Source organism: Streptomyces canus, assembly GCF_041435015.1.
In the GTDB taxonomy this organism is placed as follows: Bacteria; Actinomycetota; Actinomycetes; order Streptomycetales; family Streptomycetaceae; genus Streptomyces; species Streptomyces canus_G.
On sequence record NZ_CP107989.1, the window covers coordinates 9643281 to 9660010 of the forward strand.

At 70.1% G+C, this 16730-nt stretch carries 10 protein-coding genes; 3 read left to right on the forward strand and 7 right to left on the reverse strand.

The genetic code is table 11. The annotated features are described in order from the left end of the window. Positions 1–9: 9 nt before the first annotated feature. Positions 10–822, forward strand: coding sequence for an SAM-dependent methyltransferase (locus OG841_RS43940; RefSeq protein WP_365120380.1), 813 nt, complete (start codon positions 10–12; stop codon positions 820–822). A 57-nt stretch (positions 823–879) separates the two neighbouring features. Here OG841_RS43940 and OG841_RS43945 read toward each other — a convergent pair whose 3' ends face one another. The 3 genes from OG841_RS43945 to OG841_RS43955 form a co-directional block, all read right to left on the reverse strand. Continuing rightward, a complete protein-coding gene (locus tag OG841_RS43945; RefSeq protein WP_365120383.1) occupies positions 880–2145 on the reverse strand; it encodes an alginate lyase family protein in 1266 nt (421 codons plus the stop codon). Next, positions 2142–3794 carry a glycosyl hydrolase family 28-related protein gene (locus tag OG841_RS43950; RefSeq protein WP_365120518.1) on the reverse strand — a complete coding sequence of 551 codons (1653 nt, stop codon included), beginning with the start codon at positions 3792–3794 and terminating at the stop codon, positions 2142–2144. Before OG841_RS43950 ends, OG841_RS43945 begins: the two co-directional genes overlap by 4 nt. A 244-nt stretch (positions 3795–4038) precedes the next feature. Beyond that, positions 4039–9240, reverse strand: coding sequence for a family 43 glycosylhydrolase (locus OG841_RS43955; RefSeq protein WP_365120385.1), 5202 nt, complete (start codon positions 9238–9240; stop codon positions 4039–4041). 229 nt (positions 9241–9469) lie between these two features. Here OG841_RS43955 and OG841_RS43960 point away from each other — a divergent pair, with 229 nt between their 5' ends. Further along, a complete protein-coding gene (locus OG841_RS43960) occupies positions 9470–9652 on the forward strand; it encodes a hypothetical protein (RefSeq protein WP_057614055.1) in 183 nt (60 codons plus the stop codon). Positions 9653–9658: 6 nt separating this feature from the next. Here the strand turns inward: OG841_RS43960 and OG841_RS43965 are convergent, their stop codons facing one another. The 4 genes from OG841_RS43965 to OG841_RS43980 all read right to left on the reverse strand — a co-directional run bounded on the left by OG841_RS43965 (position 9659) and on the right by OG841_RS43980 (position 14014). Continuing rightward, a complete protein-coding gene (locus OG841_RS43965; RefSeq protein ID WP_328636244.1) occupies positions 9659–11995 on the reverse strand; it encodes a glycosyl hydrolase family 95 catalytic domain-containing protein in 2337 nt (778 codons plus the stop codon). A gap of 108 nt (positions 11996–12103) precedes the next feature. After that, complete coding sequence (locus OG841_RS43970) at positions 12104–13000, reverse strand: PfkB family carbohydrate kinase (RefSeq protein WP_365120389.1); 897 nt, start codon at positions 12998–13000, stop codon at positions 12104–12106. 36 nt (positions 13001–13036) lie between these two features. Then, positions 13037–13498, reverse strand: coding sequence for an iron chaperone (locus OG841_RS43975; protein ID WP_328636242.1), 462 nt, complete (start codon positions 13496–13498; stop codon positions 13037–13039). 60 nt (positions 13499–13558) lie between these two features. After that, positions 13559–14014 carry a carboxymuconolactone decarboxylase family protein gene (locus OG841_RS43980; RefSeq protein WP_328643441.1) on the reverse strand — a complete coding sequence of 152 codons (456 nt, stop codon included), beginning with the start codon at positions 14012–14014 and terminating at the stop codon, positions 13559–13561. A gap of 178 nt (positions 14015–14192) precedes the next feature. On the opposite strand from OG841_RS43980, the gene OG841_RS43985 reads away from it, so the two are divergent. Further along, entirely contained in the window at positions 14193–16718 is a 2526-nt protein-coding gene (locus OG841_RS43985; RefSeq protein WP_371569948.1) for a tetratricopeptide repeat protein, read from the forward strand. The last annotated feature ends 12 nt before the right edge of the window (positions 16719–16730 follow it).

A 16730-nucleotide genomic window follows, 5' to 3' on the forward strand; every position in this document is an offset into this window, starting at 1 on the left:
GACGTTCTGGTGACCGACACGGATGCTCTGCCGCCAGGGACCGATCCGGACAAGGCGAGCGTAGCCCGGATGTACGACGCGATGCTGGGCGGGGAGCACAACTTCGCCATCGACCGGGAGGCGGTGGCGGCCGTCACGGCCATCGACCCCCAGGTGCGCACGCTGGCCCGTGCCAACCGCGCCTTCCTGGGGCGGGCGGTGCGCTTCCTGGCCCGGTCCGGTGTCCGGCAGTTCATCGACCTCGGCTCGGGGATCCCGACGCAGGGCAACGTCCACGAGGTGGCCCAGGCGGCGAGCCCGCAGGCCCGGGTGGTCTACGTCGACAAGGACCCGGTGGCCGTCGCCCACAGCACCACCCTGCTCGCCGACAACCCGTACGCCGACATCGTCGACGCCGACATCCGGCGGCCGGCCGACGTCCTGGCCTCGCCGCAGGTGCGCAAGCTGATCGACTTCGACCAGCCGGTCGCCGTTCTCATGGTCGCGATCCTGCACTTCGTCGCGCCCGAGGAGAACCCGGCCGGCATCGTCGCCGCCTTCCGGGACGCCCTGCCCGAGGGCAGCTGGCTGGCCCTGTCCCACGCCACCAACCAGGACCGCCCCGCCACGGCCGCCGCGGTCACCCAGCTGTACCGCTCCCGGGCCACCTCACCGGTCACCGTCCGCTCCCACCAGGAGATCCAGGACCTCTTCACCGGCTTCGAGCTGACCGAACCGGGCCTGGTCCACGTACCCCTGTGGCGTCCGGACGAGAACGAGGACATCCCGGAGAACCCGTCGGAGTACTGGGTGTACGCGGGGGTCGGCCGCAAGATCGGGTGACCCCCGCGACGGTCCCGCCCCATAGGGGGCACCCAGGTTTGTGCCTGAAGGGGGCTCTCACCCCGCGATGGAGTCCAGCTGTTCCGCCGCCGGACGCAGCGCCCACAGGTCGCCGCCCGGTGGTGCCTCCAGCAGCGGAACAGCTCTGCGCGCCCGTGTGTCGTCCGCGTCGGCGGCCGCGTGCACGACGTCGGTCGCCGCGTACCGGCGGAACTCCAGCTCCGGATGGGGCCACGCGGCGGCTGCGGTCGCGGCGGGCAACAGATAGTCCACCGCCTTGAACAGGCTCTGGCCGTCCGGGCCTCGGTACGCCCACAGATCGACCCCGACATGCCGGCCGATGGCCGCCAGCCGGGTGTAGGCGACCAGGTCGAAGGTCGAGTAGTGCCAGCTCCGGGTGCGGGTCAGCTCCTGGGGCTGGCTGCCGTCGGCCGCGATCTGCGGCGCGATGCGCTTGCCGCGGGCGTCCAGGACCGTGCGGCGGGCCAGGGCCTTGTCGCCGGTCGCGTAGGCGAGGCCGGCGAGCAGCATGTCGTAGAAGGTCCCGTGGTTGTTCGCGGCGGCCGCCTCCTGCTTGCCGAAGTCACTGTCCTTGAGCCAGCCGAGGAAGGCGGTGTTCCACTCCGTCATGCCGGTGCGGTCCTTCCCGCTCCAGCCCGGAGCGCCGGTGTCCAGCAGGGCGAGCGCGTCGAGGACGCTGGTGTAGGACTGCGAGAAGTCGATGATGCCGATGGCCCGCCCGTCGTACTTGCAGGGGATGAACTGCGCGTGGTCCAGATGGGGGTTCATCCTGGTGGCCGGGTCGAGGAACCAGGTGCGCAGCACCTGCCCGGCCTTCCGTGCGTACCGCTTCTCCCCGGTGTAGTACCAGGCGAGGGTGAGGTCGTAGGCGGAGTCGAAGGTCTTCTCGACGTCCTGACGGTCGGTGCCGGAGTCGACCTCGGGATTGCGCTCGCCGTCACGCTGGACGTACGGGCAGCCCCATGGGTTGTCGGCGGTCGGGGTCTGGGAGGGCCACCAGTACGGGGCCTGGCTGAGGTAGTCGTGGACGTCGCCGCCGGGAGCGGGCCTGGGCTTGTCGACGACCGTCCAGGGGCCCTGGTCCAGCCACTTGTCGGCGCGGACCGTCAACGCCTTGACCGCGCGCCGCAGTTGCGGATCACCACGATGGAGCCGGGCCTTCGTCTGCTGCAGACGCGCACCGTCCAGGACCGCGGTGTGCGGCGGGGGCGCGGTCTGTGCCGCCACCGGTCCGCAGAGCCCAGTCGTGAGCGCGGCCAGGGCTGTCGGAAGGACGACCCACCAGCGGGACCGCGCGCTCATCGACCCGCTCCGTTCAGCCGGCGCTGGGCCTCGTACAGGTTCCGTGGCCGCACCGATCCCGAACTGCCGTACAGCTCAAGGCGGGTGTGCAGATCACCCGTGAAGTCGGGGACGTCGATCTGGTCGAACTCCCTGACCTCGTCGATGCCGACGGTCGCGGAGTACGGCGCCAGACCGTCGATCTTCACCAGCCCGGCGCGGCCGTTGGTGACGCGGATGTTCCAGTGCGTGAACCGGGCGCCGAAGAGGGGACCCGCGCTCGCGTCACCGCCGTGGCGGCCGTTGTTGTTCAGGGTGATGTCGGTGCGGACATTGGCGAAGGGCAGGCCGCGATGGCTGTCGAAGGTACCCATGCGCATGTCGCCGCGCGACCAGACGTTGTACGACGACAGCCCCTCGACGTTGATGCCGTGCAGTTGGGTGCCCGCGGGCGCGGGGCTGGTGCGCTCCTCGATCGTGAAGTCCTCGACGAGGTTGTCGTGCGACCCCTCGCGGCAGAAGTAGGGGTGATGGGAGCCGCGGCCCGCCACGCGCGTCTGGCGCAGAGTGCAGCCGGAGGCGGCCACCAGGCCGAAGCCGTTGTCGACATGGCGGACCGTCACGTCGTCCAGCCAGCAGTCGTACGCGCACTGCAGCACGACGCCGTTGTGCCCCTTGTCCAGCAGGTGCGGCTGCTGTGGGGTGTCGGGCGCCTCCAGGGTCAGGCCCTCGACGCCCGATCCGCTCAACTCGGTCACGTGTGTGGTCAGTTGCGGGGACCACTCGGGGCGCAGGTCGAGCGGGAGTGGCCGTTCGAGGGTGACCTTGCGGCCGTGGACGCGGGCGATGCGGACGGGCCATTCGTAGGGGACGTACGACGTCAGTTTCGTCTTGTCGTCCCAGACGTAGGTCTCGGGGCCGGGCCCGCCGCCGCACATGTGCTCCAGGAGGGTGTGGTCCGCGTCGTCCGCGAGCCGGAGGAGGACCAGGGCACCGGGACGCAGTGAGGAGGTGTCGGCGGCCGTCACCGTCCAGGAGCCCTGTCGTGCCGGGGCGAGCGCGGTGAGCGTCCGCCACTCGTCGCGCCGGTTGCCCGTCCAGCCCTCGAAGGGCCACGCCTTGGCCCTGATCGCGGCGACGAGCGATTCCCAGCGGGTCCGGGGCGCCAGCCAGATCAGTCCGCCCGCCCATGACCAGGACGACTTGTCCCCTCCGTAGCGGGAGCCGTAGGTCCCGATCAGCTCGGTGAGGTTCTTCGTCGCGTACAGCGTCGTACGACCGCTGCCGGCGCCCTTGAGCACCACGTTCGAGCGGTTCACGCGGATCACGTCGTCGATGCGGAACGTGCCCGGCGGAATGGTGACCGTGCCACCGCCGGCCCTTCCGGCCGCGGCGATGGCACGGTTGATCGCGGGGGCGGAGTCGGTCGTCCCGTCCGCCACGGCGCCGAAGTCGCGTACGTCGGCGACGACTCGGTGGCGCGGAAGGCGTGTCGCCCCGCCGCGGCATCCGGCGCGGCCGACGAACGGGATCTGTGGATGGGTGAGAGGAGTCCTGCTGAATTCCCGCCACAGTGCCGGGACTTCGGCGGCTTGCGCGGTCGGCGCGCTGACGGCGCAGGCCGCTACGGCGACCGCGCTTCCCAGCAGGGTTCGCCTGGTCATGCCCATGACATGCCCAGGACCCATGGGGCTCGTGTGCGCATTGCTCATGTCCGTTCGCCCTTCCCATGTGCGTTTCATGGATGTGAACGACGTTCATAACTGCGTTGGGCGGTGAGCATGCCACGAGGTTCCTCCGCGCGAAAGAGGTTGCGCAGGGGTTAATGGGCCATGTCCGTGAACAGATGTCCATGCCGAACCCCGCCGACGAAGTGTCTGTCGGCGGGGCTCGGCATGGTGGCGGGGCCGGGTTCTACCGGTGACTCCAGCCGACGGCGATGATGCCGGTGATCTTCGATCCGGTGACGTTGTCGTAGACGACCTCACCGCCGGACTTCTTCCAGATCCTGAGGTGGAAGGTGTCCGGGGCATCGGTGGCGGTGATCCGGAAGCCGTATCCGCTCTTGCCGTCGACCGTGCCGGACCCCTGGTAGACAGCCCGGGAGCCGGTGATGACGAGCCAGTCGGAGCTGGCCGAACGGAACTTCAGCCTGGCCGGGCCGAAGTCGAAGGAGGCCTCGCCGACGGGCGCCGAGGCTCCCGGCAGGTAGGCCGCGGCGAACGAGAAGGCGGCCTTGCCCGTCAGGGCCGGCTTGGCGGGGTAGGCGCCGGCCGGGGAGCCGAGGGCTCCGGTGCCGAGCGCGGGACCGGCGGAGCGGTCGTAGGCGATCAGCTCGGGGAACGTCCTGCTGTCCGAGGCGCCGTCGTCGTCGGTGACGGTGATCACCGGACGGCGGATCCCGGCCTTGGTGTAAGGGTGTTCGGCGCGGCAGCCGGACGCGGTGACCGTGCCAGTCTGCGGCGCGCTCCCGTCCTTCCAGTCGACCACGCAGGTGTGGGTGTCACTCGTGCCCGGGTCGGTGAACTCGGCCGTGACGACTGTGCGCTTGCCGACCGGCACGGCGGACTGCGGACCGGTGGCGGAGACGACGGCGGGCGCCGCGTTGGCCACCTCGACCGTCGCCGTGTCCTTGCTGCGCCCGCCCGTGAGGGTGACCGTGTAGGTGCCGTTGTCGGTGCACGTGAGCGTCGTCGCGGCCGAGCCGGGGTCGGCGAAGGAGCAGGGCGCCCCCTCCTCGACGGCCCACTTCGGGCTGCCCGCACCGGAGATCGTGCCGTGCAGCGCGATCGCGTCGCCCTCCGTCCCGCCGACGTCCTCGCCGGCGTGCACGATGCTCACCGGGTCGATGCTCGTCAGGGTGGGCACGACCTTCTTGATCAGGCCGTCGGAGTCGAACTCCAGCTTGTCGACGGTCGTTTCGCGGTGCATGCCGTCACCGCCGGGGATGGCGAACCGGTGATAGGCGATGTACCAGTCGTCAGTGCCCGGCACGTGGACGACCGAATGGTGACCGGGGCCCTTGATGCCGAGCGAGAGGTCCTTCTCCAGGATCACGCCCCGCTTGGTCCAGGGGCCGGTGGGGGAGGGGCCGGTGGCGTAGGCGACACGGTAGTTCTCGTCGCGGGTGTCGTTCTCCGACCACGTGAGGTAGTAGGTGCCCTTGCGCTTGATGACGAAGGAGCCCTCGTTGTAGCCGCTGGGCGTGATGTCCTTCATCTTCGTGAGGTCGAGGGACGTCATGTCGGCGTTCAGCGGGGCCACATAGGCGTGCCCGTTGCCCCAGTAGAGGTACGACCGACCGTCGTCGTCGGTGAACACGGCCGGGTCGATCATCTGGCCGCTGAACTGGCCCGCCTTGAGCAGCGGTCGGCCCAGTGCGTCCTTGAAGGGTCCGGTCGGCGAGTCGGACACCGCGACACCGATGTTGGCGTCGGCGCAGAAGTAGAAGTAGTACTTCCCGTCCTTCTCGGCGATCGTCGGCGCCCAGGCCCTGCTGTCCGCCCACGAGATGTCGGGACCGAGGTCGAGGATGACGCCGTGGTCCTTCCAGTGGACCAGGTCGGTGGAGGAGTACGCCTTGAACTGCGTGCCGCTCCAGCCCTCGAAGCCGTCGGTCGTCGGATAGATGTAGAAGGTGTCGCCGAACCGCACGATGTTCGGGTCGGCGTTGAGCCCCGGCAGGACCGGGCTCTTCATCACGAGCGCGGAGACCGTCCAGGTGCGCTTCTTGCCGTCGGAGCCGGTCACCTCATACGTCACCGGCTTGCTGAAGTCGTGCACGCTGCCGGAGGCGGGGCTGATCGCCGCACCGTGGGCCAGGGTGAACCCCGGTGCCAGCGCGGTGAGATCGGTGCCCTCCTTCATCGGCAGGGTGACCTTGCTGTCCGCGTTGTCGACGATCGCGTCGACCTTGAGCGCAGGGTGCGTGGCCTTGGCGATGCCCGCGGTGTTGCCGCTGAGCTCCATCACCTCTGCGGCCGTCAGGGCCCGGTCGTAGATGCGGAAGTCGTCGACCTCGCCGCCGAAGGCCGGGTCGCCCGCGTACAGGGACCTGCCGATGTAGCCGCTGTAGTCCTTGTTCGCGTCGTACAGTTCGGACGGCTTGATGGTCGTCGTCGTACGGGCCGCCTCGACGCCGTCGACGTAGAGGACCATCGTGCCGGTCGCCCCGTCCAGGGTGACGGTGACGTGCCGCCACTCGCCCGGTGTGAGCTGTGAGCCGGCCGTCAGCTTCGACTCCGCCGACCAACTCGCCTTCGTGATGGCCGAGTAGAGGCTGTTGCCGCCGTTGGAGGGGGTCGCGAACAGGTACTTGTCGCTGTCCGGACCGAGCCCGAACAGCCACTGGAAGCTGCTGCCACCCTTCCACTTGGCGTACGTCGACACGGTCACACTGTCGGCGTTCTTCAGCACACCGTTCGGGATCCTGACGTACGGCGACCCGGTCGCGTCTCCCGACATCTTGAAGGAGCCGCCCTGCACGCCCGTGCCGAAGGCGGGCGTACCGGCATAGGTGCCGTGGTAGCCGTGGCCGCTGGAGTCGACCGCGATGTTGCCGCTCGACTCGTCGAAGCCGTAGTGCAGGAGCAGGTCGGCCGGGACGTCGGGTCCCTCCTCGGAGACGGTGACGTTGGCCTGGAGCGGGATCGCCGCGCCGTCGGGCAGACTGCCGGTGACGATGAAGGTGCCCGCCTGGGCGTACGTCGACGCCGGGACGTCCTCCCAGGTGACCGCGACGGGGCGCTTGACTCCGTCGGCGTACGTGGCGATCACGGTGGCCGGCAGGACCGGAGCCTCGCCGATCCGCGTCTTCACGGCAGTGTTCTCGACGCTCTCGACGAGTTGGTCCGGCTGGTAGGAGCGCAGGAGGCGGTCGTACTCGGCCTGGGTGACCGGCAGGACGGTGCCGTGACGCGGTTTGGCCGGCAGGTCGTAGTCCGCGACCGGGGTCCAGTTGCCGGAGTCGAGGTCGGTCGTCTCGAAGGGAATGTATCCGCGACCGCCGAACTCGTCGAGGAAGGCGTACCACTTCTCCTCGGTGTTCGACTTGAACACCAGCGGCCCCTCGGCGGCGTTCATCGCGCCCTTGCCGATGCCCTCCGCGACCGCGGTCCAGGACGGGTTCAGGATCGAGTCGCTCTTCTCCTCGAAGATGAACTTGCTGTTGGGCGTGGAGGAGCTGTTGTTCCGCTCGTCCTTCGACAGACGGTAGTAGGTGCCGTCGTTCTGGATCATCGTGGAGTCGATGACCGAGTAGCCGCGGTCGATCCAGACCTTGGGCTCGCTGAACGAGTAGAAGTCCCGGGTGGTCGCGTACATCATGCGGTTGTACGTGTCGCCGGAGTGCGCCTCGTTGTCGTACAGCTTCGACGCCCAGAAGACCACGTACTCGCCGAGCTTCGCGTCGTAGAACGCCTCCGGCGCCCAGGTGTTGCCCGCGCTGTCGGGGGAGACCTTGACCAGCCGCTGGTTCGTCCAGTGGACCAGGTCGGTGGACTCCCAGACCATGACGGACTTGCTGCCGGTGCGCTGGGAGGCGTCCCAGTCGCCGTTGCCGTAGATCCTGAGGTCGGTGGCGATCTGGTAGAACTTGTCGCCCTCGGGGGAGCGGATGATGAACGGGTCGCGCAGGCCCTTCTCGCCGAGCGTGGAGGTCAGGACCGGCTTGCCGTCGTTCAACTCCCGCCACTTCATGGGGTTGTCGCCCTTGCTGAGCGCGGCGTAGAGCTGCTCGCCGTCCGAGGTGCCCTCACCCGTGAAGTAGCTGAACATGTAGCCCTTGAGGGCTTGTTTCGCGGGGAGCTCGGGGACCTTGGCGGTGAGGACGCGGGTGGTCCTCGCGTCGCCCTTGAAAACGGTGGCGGTCAGCTCGACGGTCGTGGCGCCGTCGCCGTGCGCGGGGCGGTGGACCACGCCGTCGGCCCCGATGACGTCCTCGTCGGCGGAGGTCCAGGAGACGGTGGTGCCGTAGGCACCCGCGGCCGGGAGGGTGAGGTTGCCGCGCACGTCGTCGAGGTTGTGGACGCTGAGCGCCTCGGCGGCCTGCCGAGTGGCCGTCGCGTCGTCGAAGTCCGGCAGGACCGTGACGTCGAAGCCCTTGGTGTCGGTCACGGGACCCCTCTTGAGGGTGGCCGTGAGCGTGGCGTGGCCGTCCGGTTCACCGGCGGCGGGGCGGGTCACCTTGCCGGAGCCGCTCACCACGTCCGGGTTGTCGCTGGCCCAGGTGATGGTGGAGCCGCCGGCCGTGCCGGTCTTCGGCAGGTCCAGGTCGGCCGTGACAGCGCTGGTGTCGCCGAGGCTCAGTGCGGCCTTGTCGTCGGAGACACCCTGGCCGGCGACGGGCAGGGAGAGCTGCTCGACCTCGGAGGCCGCGAGGGCCCGGTCGTATACCCGGAAATCACGGATCCGGCCCTTGAAGAGCTTGTCGCCGGAGTAGACCGACTTGCCGATGTAGTTGGCGGTGGTGGTTCCCGAGCCGATGGCACCGGGCGTGATGGTGACCGCGGTGTTGCGGCCGACCTCGACGCCGTCCTCGTACAGGACACCGGTGGTGCCGGTCTGGGTGTAGGTGAGCTGCTTCCACACCGCGCGCGTGAGGTTGTGCGAGTCGGAGGGCTTCGTGGTCTGCTCGGTCGACCAGTTGCCGGTCGCGATCGAGGTGCGCAGGGAGTTGCCGGTGGCGAACAGGTACCCGTTGCCGGTGCCGCCGCTGGAGTTGCCGAAGCCGTAGATGAAGTACGGCGTGGTCTGTGCGGAGTCGATCAGCACGTCCGTGGAGACGGTGATCGAGTCCATGCCTTTCATGACGTCGTCCGGCACCTTGATGGAGGTGTCGGAGCCGTTGAAGGCGAGCCCCTGAGCGGGGTCCGACCAGTCGGCGGTCCCGTTCAGCCTGCCGTCGCGGCCGTGGCCGGAGGCGTCGGTGACGGTAGTGCCCGAGGCGCCGTCCAGCTTGTACCAGAGGGCCAGGCCGTCCGTGACGTCCGCGGTGTCCGCCGCCTGGGCGGGGACCATGGGTGCGGCGAGGCCCAGGAGCAGTGAGGCGGCGGTCAGACCGGCGAGGCGGTCGGCCCAGCGTCTCGCGCGGGTGCGCGGACGTGCGAAGTACGTCATGTGGGGTTCCCTGCTGAGGCGTGGCGGGGCCTCGGCGGGGGCACCCTGCCGTTTCGGCTGTGTGACGTCGTGTTGCGAGAGTGTCAATCGCGTTGTACGGAGACGTCAAGAGGTTTCGAACGATGTCCGACTGGTCGAACGTTACGTTCTCCCCACATGTACCGGGGAGTTGGGGGCATGCGGGTTGTACCCAGCGTGACTACCTCAGACAATCGAAGGGACGGGCACCATGCTCGCCATCATCTCCGCGGTCCTGTTCTTCATATCCTTTCTGATCAACGCTGCGGACATCTCGACCAACGACACCTTCACCTCGACCAACATCATGCTGCTCGGTCTCATGGTGCTCGCCCTGCATGTGGCCGGCATCGGAAGCGGCTGGTCCGTGAGCGGCCGGGGCCGCAGGCGGTGAGACCCGTCAGACGCGGGGCAGCCCCCAGCGGGGCGCGTCCTCGTTCGGGCGCACGGGCGCGACCGTCAGGTCGGGACGGTCGCCCCTGGCGGTGATGAGGGCCGACTCACCCTTGCGCAGGGCGACTTGGACGGCACCGTCGCCGACGTCGATGTGAGGGAGGGGGCGTCCCCGTCCGTCGCGTACGTCGACGGGACCCGCGATCCCGTGCCGTACGACGCAGGGCGCACCCGCCTCGCTCAGCAGCCGCACCCAGCGCGTGGCGCCGTCCTCACGCCGCGCGCCGAGCAGGAAGGCGCCCTGCGTACGGAAGTCGTGCACGACCAGGTCCGTCCAGGCGGCGGGCAGCGCGGGAAACACCCTGATGACCCCGCCCCACGACTGACACACCATGTCGTGCAGTGACTGGGCCGCCGACAGGGGTGTCTCGATGACCGGCCCGGACTCCTGGTACATGGTGTTGGGCTGGATGAAACGGGTCATCAGCTCGCCGAGGTACCCCAACGCGTCCTCGCCCTTGCCGAGCAGCGCCGACATGGAGGCGGCGCCGGTGAAGGTGTAGCCCTGCAGGGCACCTTCGAAGCCCACCCAGTGCGCCAACGACCGCTCGATCAGGGCGCGTTCGTCGGGCGTGCGGCCGGTGACCTCGTACAGCGGGTACACCGCGAGCAGGTGGGAGTAGTGGCGGTGCGACTTCGCGAAGGGGATGTCCGCACCGATCATGAAGCCGTTGGCATCCGTCGGATACGGCACCCGTTTCGCCAGCACCTCGCGCCAGCGGGGCACCAACGGGTCGTCGATGCCGAGGAGTTCGGCGGACTCGAGAAGGGTGCGGCAGCCCCAGGTCAGGAGCATCAGGTCGTAGTTGCAGTCGCGCGAGTCGCCGCCGTACTCGGGGGAGAAGGTGGCGGGCAGGTGCAGCTTGCCGTCCGGACCGGACTCGAGGAAGTGCAGGTAGTAGTTGATCGCCTTGCGCAGCAGGGGGAACAGGACGTCCTGGAGGATCGACCTGTCCATCGTGTGCCGGTAGCTGAGCCAGACGTTGTGCAACGCCCAGGTCAGATTGCCGACTTCGGGGGTGGGAGGGTCCTGGCCCGGGACGCCGACGCCGTAGCCCATGAGGGTGCTGGCCGCGCCGTTGACCAGGTGGGGATCGGTGGTGCGCGGGATGCCCAGCGAGTCGGCGCGGTAGGGCGTCGGCGTCTCCTGGGCGAGGTTGTCCCGGAACTCGCTCAACGCCCGTGTGATGGCGTCCAGTTCGAGATGGTTGGAGCCGTGGATGAGCCAGTACTCCAGTTGGGCGTTCAGGTTCCACCAGGTGTTGGGCCAGGGCGTGGGCTCCAGCCAGGGTCCGCTCGTCGCCATCACGGGGGCGTCGCGTCGGGCGGCGGAGGCGGTCTTGTACAGCTGGATCCAGTAGAAGCGCTGGATACGGGCGTCGGGGAGGGACAGGAAACTCTTGCGGTAGTAGGCGTGCCACCAGGCGCGATGGTCCACCGCCAGGGCGGAGTAGGGGAGTTGTTCCGTTCGGCGGAGCGCTGTGAGGGCCCGGCCCAGCGCCGTGGTCCTGGGGTGCGAGTGCGCGACGTGCGCGTACAGCGTCCGGGTCCGGCCCCTGGTCCGCTCCCGCCACGCGGTGACGTGCTGCCCGCCCGCCAGCAGCGGCTGCACGGCGGCGGTGATCCCGTCGTGGTCGGCGACCTGGGCGGGCGGATTGCCCTGGTAGCCGTCCGGCAGCGGCTTGAAGGCGGCCCGCGGGCTGATCGCGTCCGCCGGATGGAACACCCACCGGAAGCCGCGCTCACCCTCGCTCGCGGTCACCTCCACGGCCAGGACCGAGCGGTCGTTGTGGATCAGGGCGCGCAGGGCCAAGGTGCCCTTGTCGGTGGTGAGCGTGCCGGTCAACTCTGCGTCGCGCAGCGACAGCCGCCAGTCGAGCCCGGTGATCGCACCCACCGGCTCCAGTGTGAAGTGCCCGATCGGCAGCCGGGCGAGACCGAAAAGTGAGCCGAACTCGGGGCGGTGGTCCTGCACTTCGGAGTGCTGGATGGTGAAACGCACCGCGGTCGAGGCGGCTCCCGGTTCGGCGTAGATCCCGGAGCCGAGGAGGCCGTTGCCGAGGAAGGGACCTTCGTACCAGGCGGCCGGCATCCGCTGCCAGACGAGGTCGGCGTCGTCGAGAACGGTGCGCCAGGGGTCGCCGGCCGGCGGGGCGGTGTCGGGCCGGTCGGCCGCCGTCGCCTGCGTGAGAGGCAGGCCCGACGCCAGGAGTGTGCCGCCGAGGGCGGATCCGGTGGCGAGCACGGTGCGTCTGGACGGCTCGGGTGCGGAGGGGCTGGACACGGTGCCTCCAAGCGGGCTTAGCAAGGGCGAATCATCGGAGCTATCCCGCGTTGCAACATAGAGATGGGGTTGCTGTGCGTCAATGGAACGGGATAGATCCGATGTCCCTCATCGCCCGTGCATCCAGGCCCGGGTGCCGAACGAGGCGCACGCCCGTGCGGCCACCACCGCTGCGGTGCGCAGGGGTTCGCCGAAGCCGTACGGGGTCAAGTCCCCCTGAGTGGCGAGGTGATGGGTGAGCGCCCCGTGGAGGACGTCACCGGCGCCCAGCGTGTCCGCGACCCGGACGGCGGGTACGTCCACGGTGCCACCCCCTTCGGGGCTCACCCACTCGATGGGCCGCGCTCCGCGGCTCACCGCCGACCAGACAACCCCGTGTTCCCTCAGGAACCGCAGGACGTCCGCGGGGGTGTGCGTGCCGGGAGGACGGAAGTCGTCCGAGCAGACGGCCACGTCGATCGACGGCAGCAGCTCCTCCGTACCGGCCTTCCAACTGCCCCCGTCCAGAACGGTCCTCCGGCCGACAGCACGCGCGGCGCGGGCGATCGCCTTTGCCAGCTGCATGTGGTGGCCGTCGAACTCGACGATGTCGCAGGCGGCCACCAGCGCGTCGAGATCGCCGGGCGGTGTGAGCCGGCACCCGGTCGCGTTGGTCGACGCCACCGCGCGGTCCCCGCTCGACTCGGTGACCAGAATGGACGACACGGCGGGCGGGTCGACCGAATCGGCGGCCAGGTCCGACACGCTCACCCCCAGCTTCCGCAGGTCCGCCGCTGCCGCGACTCCCAGCGGATGGGAACCGATCCCGGTGAGCAGCCTGGCCCCGCCACCCAGATGGCGGAAGGTCACGGCCGCGTTCGCGGCAGGTCCGCCCGCGGCCACCACCTGCTCACGCGCCGTCAGTTTCTCGTCGGATGCCGGCACATGGTCCACGAGCTGAATGACGTCCACCGTGCACAGGCCGACGAACAGCCCTTGAGGTCGTCGGCTGTTCGTCGGCTCCACCTTGTGACACCTCTTCCTGTTCGCGGCCCCCGGGCCTCAGCCCGCCGCCCTCTTCACGAGTTCCCCGATCCGCGCCTCGTCGGCCGCGGTCAGCTTCGTGAGCGCGAAGGCGGTCGGCCACATCGTGCCCTCGTCGAGGTTCGCCTTGTCGTTGAAGCCGAAGGTCGCGTACCGCGCGTTGAACTTCTGCGCGCTCTGGAAGAAACAGACGACCTTGCCGTCCTTGGCGTACGCGGGCATCCCGTACCACAGCTTCGGCGCCAGACCGGGCGCGCTCGCCTTGACGACGGCGTGGATCCGTTCGGCCATGGCCCGGTCCCCGTCCGCCATCTCGGCGATCTTCGCGACCACGGCTGCCTCGTCCTCCGCCGCCTTGTCGGCACGCGAGCCGCGGCGCGCCGACGCCTTCACCTCCTGGGCGCGCTCCTTCATGGCGGCGCGCTCCTCGTCGGTGAACGTCTCGGTCTTCCTGGTCGTCTTCCTCGTACTGGCCGCCATGACGGTTCCTCCCGGTCTACGGATGGTCGGGGACATCTTCACGCCGGACTGCCGCGCCGTTCACCCCCACGCGCCGGCGATCTGCCGGGTCGTGGCGTTGAGCCGGTTGAACAGGTTCGTCACGCCGATCATCAGGACGATCGCGGCGAGCTCCTTCTCGTCGAAGTAGGTGGCGGCCGTGTCCCAGACGTCGTCGCTCACCGCGTCGGGACGGTCGGCGAGACGCGTCGCCGCCTCGGCCAGCGCGAGCGCAGCCCGCTCCTCCTCGGTGAAGTAGGGGGCCTCCCTCCATGCGGCGACCGTGGCCAGCCGCTCGTCGCTCACTCCCGCCTTACGGGCCGTCTTGGCGCCGCCGTCGACACAGGCGCTGCAGCCGTTGATCTGACTGACCCGCAGATGCACCAGCTCCAGCGTCTGCCCGTCCACTCCACCGGAGTGCACGGCCTTGAAGAGCTGCTGGATGGGCTGCATCGCGTCGGACAGGACGACGGCGGGGTTCTGCATACGGGACTGCATCACGAATCTCTCCTCTGTCGGGCTGTGCCCCGTCCGTCGGGGCGTGATTCCATCTCAGCCGAGAGGGCTTGTCAGGACGACGGCCGTGGGACACCGTGGGACAGCCGAAGCAGCCTTGAACAGGCACGATCCGGCCTGAACGAGTTCGGCCGGGGCGGGACAGGGGAGCGGGGGAGCAGTGGTTGAGCACGACAGGACGGTGGGCGGCGACCCGCAGGAGGAGCTGGCTGCCCGGCTGCGCCTGCTCCAGGAGCTGTCGAAACGGGGCGTACGGGCCCTCGCGCGGGACGCGGGTATCAGCTCGTCGTCACTGTCCCGCTACCTCAGCGGCCAGACCGTTCCGCCCTGGCCCGCGGTGATCGCCCTGTGCCGCCTCGTCCAGCGCGACCCCCGCCCGCTGCGCCCGCTGTGGGAGCGGGCTTCCAGCCCTCTGCCGGCACCGCCGAAGACCAGTCGCCAGGTTCACCCCCCGTCACCGCCCGCCGGTGCCCCGCGCCCGCCCCGCAACGACCTCCCGCGGGACGTGCCCGACTTCACCGGCCGCGAGGCTCAGCTCACGGCCGTGCTCGACGGGCTGGGCGGCAGCCGGGTGATCGCCGTCGACGGCATGGCGGGCGTCGGCAAGACCTGCCTGGCCGTGCACGCCGCCCACCGGCTCACCGCCGACTACCCGGACGCCCAGCTCTACCTGGACCTGCACGGCTTCACCGAGGGCCGCAAGCCGCTCGACCCCGACCGCGCCCTGCGCACCCTGCTCGCCGCCCTCGACGTGCCCTCCGAGAAGGTGCCGCAGGACGGCGGAGTCGAGGAGCTGGCAGCCTGCTGGCGCTCCGAACTGGCCCACCGGCGGGCCGTCGTGGTCCTCGACAACGCCGCCGACGCCGAACAGGTCCGCCCGCTGCTGCCCGGCGCCGGCTCCTCCGTCGCCCTCATCACCAGCCGCAACCGGCTGCTCGGCCTGGACGAGGTCCCTCCGGTGTCGCTGGACGTGCTGACCGACCTGGAGAGCGCCGAGCTGCTGGCCCGCGCCAGCGGCGAGGCCGACGGCCGCGAAGGGCGCCTGGCCCGTGACCCCGAGTCCACGGCCGAGGTCCTGCGCCTGTGCGGTCGTCTGCCGTTGGCCCTGAGGCTGGCCGCGGCCCGGCTGCGGCACCGGCCGGGCTGGACCGTCGGCATCCTCGTCGAGCGGATGGCGGAGGGGGCGAGCGAGTTCGACACCGCGTTCGCCATGTCCGTACGGCAGTTGGACCGTGCCAAGGCCCGGCTGTTCCGTCTTCTGGGTCTGCTGCCGGGGTCGTCGTTCGACGAGCACGTGGCCGCCGCCCTGGCCGACGTGCCGCTGCGCAGCGCCCGCGAGATGCTGGAGGACCTGCTGGACGCGCACCTCGTCCAGCAGCCGGCGGCCGGCCGCTACCGCCTGCACGACCTGGTCCACCAGCACGCCCGCCACGCCACCATGGAGCAGGACACCGGGGCGGCACGGGACCGGGCGCTGACCAGGGTGCTCGACTACTACGTGCACGCGGCGGCAGCGGCGGATGCCGCGATGCCGTTCCTGTCCCTGAGCCGCGAGGCCACCGTGGACCGCCCACCGGCCGAACCGCCGCACTTCGACGACAAGATCGCGGCCCTGATCTGGTTCGGCACCGAGTACCTCAACCTGCTGGCCGCCTTCGAGGCGGCGGAGGAGGCCGGGGCCGACCGGCACATGTGCGAACTCCCGCGCTTCATGCGGGCGTACTTCGCCCGGCGCTGCGGCACCACGATGCTCAACGGCCTCTTCGAACGGTCCCTGGCCGCCGCGCAACGCCTCGACGACCCTCTGCAACTGGCCGAGGCACACAGCGACTTGGGATTCGCCCGCTACAACGCGGGCCGTATGGCGGAGGCGAGTGCCGCGTACGAGGCGGCGGCACCGCTGGTGTCGCGGGCCGGTGACACCCGCTCGGAGGCCGAACTGACCATGCGGCGCGGCTACTTGGCGTGGGACCAGGGATACGTCGAGGAGCCGCTGGGCCTGTTCCGGCTGGCGGGGAAGCTGTACGCGGACGCCGACTGCTCGATGGGCACGGCCCACGCGACCGCGTACGAGGCCTGGGCGCTGCTGCAACTGGGACACCGCGAGGAGGCGGCACGGTTGGCCCGAACCGCGCTGGAGGCCCCACCCGCCGACGGAGCATGGCCGCCCACCCTGACGGCCCTGATCACGCTGGGCGTGGCCATCGCCCACGAGGACCCCGACGAGGCCGTCGGCCACCTCCACCGGGCGCTCGCGCTGGCCCGTGAGGACGGCCACCAGCACAACGAGGCCTGGTGCCTGAACTGCCTCGGCGTCGCCCTGCGCCGGATGGGCCGCTACGAGGAGGCCCTGACCCGTCACGAGCAGGCGTTCGCGCTGCTGGACGAACTGTTCGAGGACCACTGGAAGATCCACTTCCTCAGCGCCTACGGCGAGACCTGCCGCCTGGCAGGCCTGCCCGACCAGGCCCTCCGCCTGCACCACCAGGCTCTGGAACTGGCCCCGAAACTGGGCCACCGCCACGCCGAGGCCCTGGCCCACGAGGGCATCGCGGCGATCCTCGACGAGACGGACCCGGCAGCGGCGGCGGAACACCGGGCGGCGGGGCGGGCCGTATTGCCGGATCCACACGTTACTGATGTGTTCCGGAACGGCAGGATGGTGTGGGCTGACGGGCGGAGTTGAAGAACGGGGTGC

Bases quoted from the DNA above. Each gene is read 5' to 3' on its own strand.
- OG841_RS43945 (WP_365120383.1), bottom strand. From the start codon at position 2,145: ATGAGCGCGCGGTCCCGCTGGTGGGTCGTCCTTCCGACAGCCCTGGCC.
- OG841_RS43950 (WP_365120518.1), bottom strand. From the start codon at position 3,794: ATGGGCATGACCAGGCGAACCCTGCTGGGAAGCGCGGTCGCCGTAGCG.
- OG841_RS43955 (WP_365120385.1), bottom strand. From the start codon at position 9,240: ATGACGTACTTCGCACGTCCGCGCACCCGCGCGAGACGCTGGGCCGAC.
- OG841_RS43960 (WP_057614055.1), top strand. From the start codon at position 9,470: ATGCTCGCCATCATCTCCGCGGTCCTGTTCTTCATATCCTTTCTGATC.
- OG841_RS43975 (WP_328636242.1), bottom strand. From the start codon at position 13,498: ATGGCGGCCAGTACGAGGAAGACGACCAGGAAGACCGAGACGTTCACC.
- OG841_RS43980 (WP_328643441.1), bottom strand. From the start codon at position 14,014: ATGCAGTCCCGTATGCAGAACCCCGCCGTCGTCCTGTCCGACGCGATG.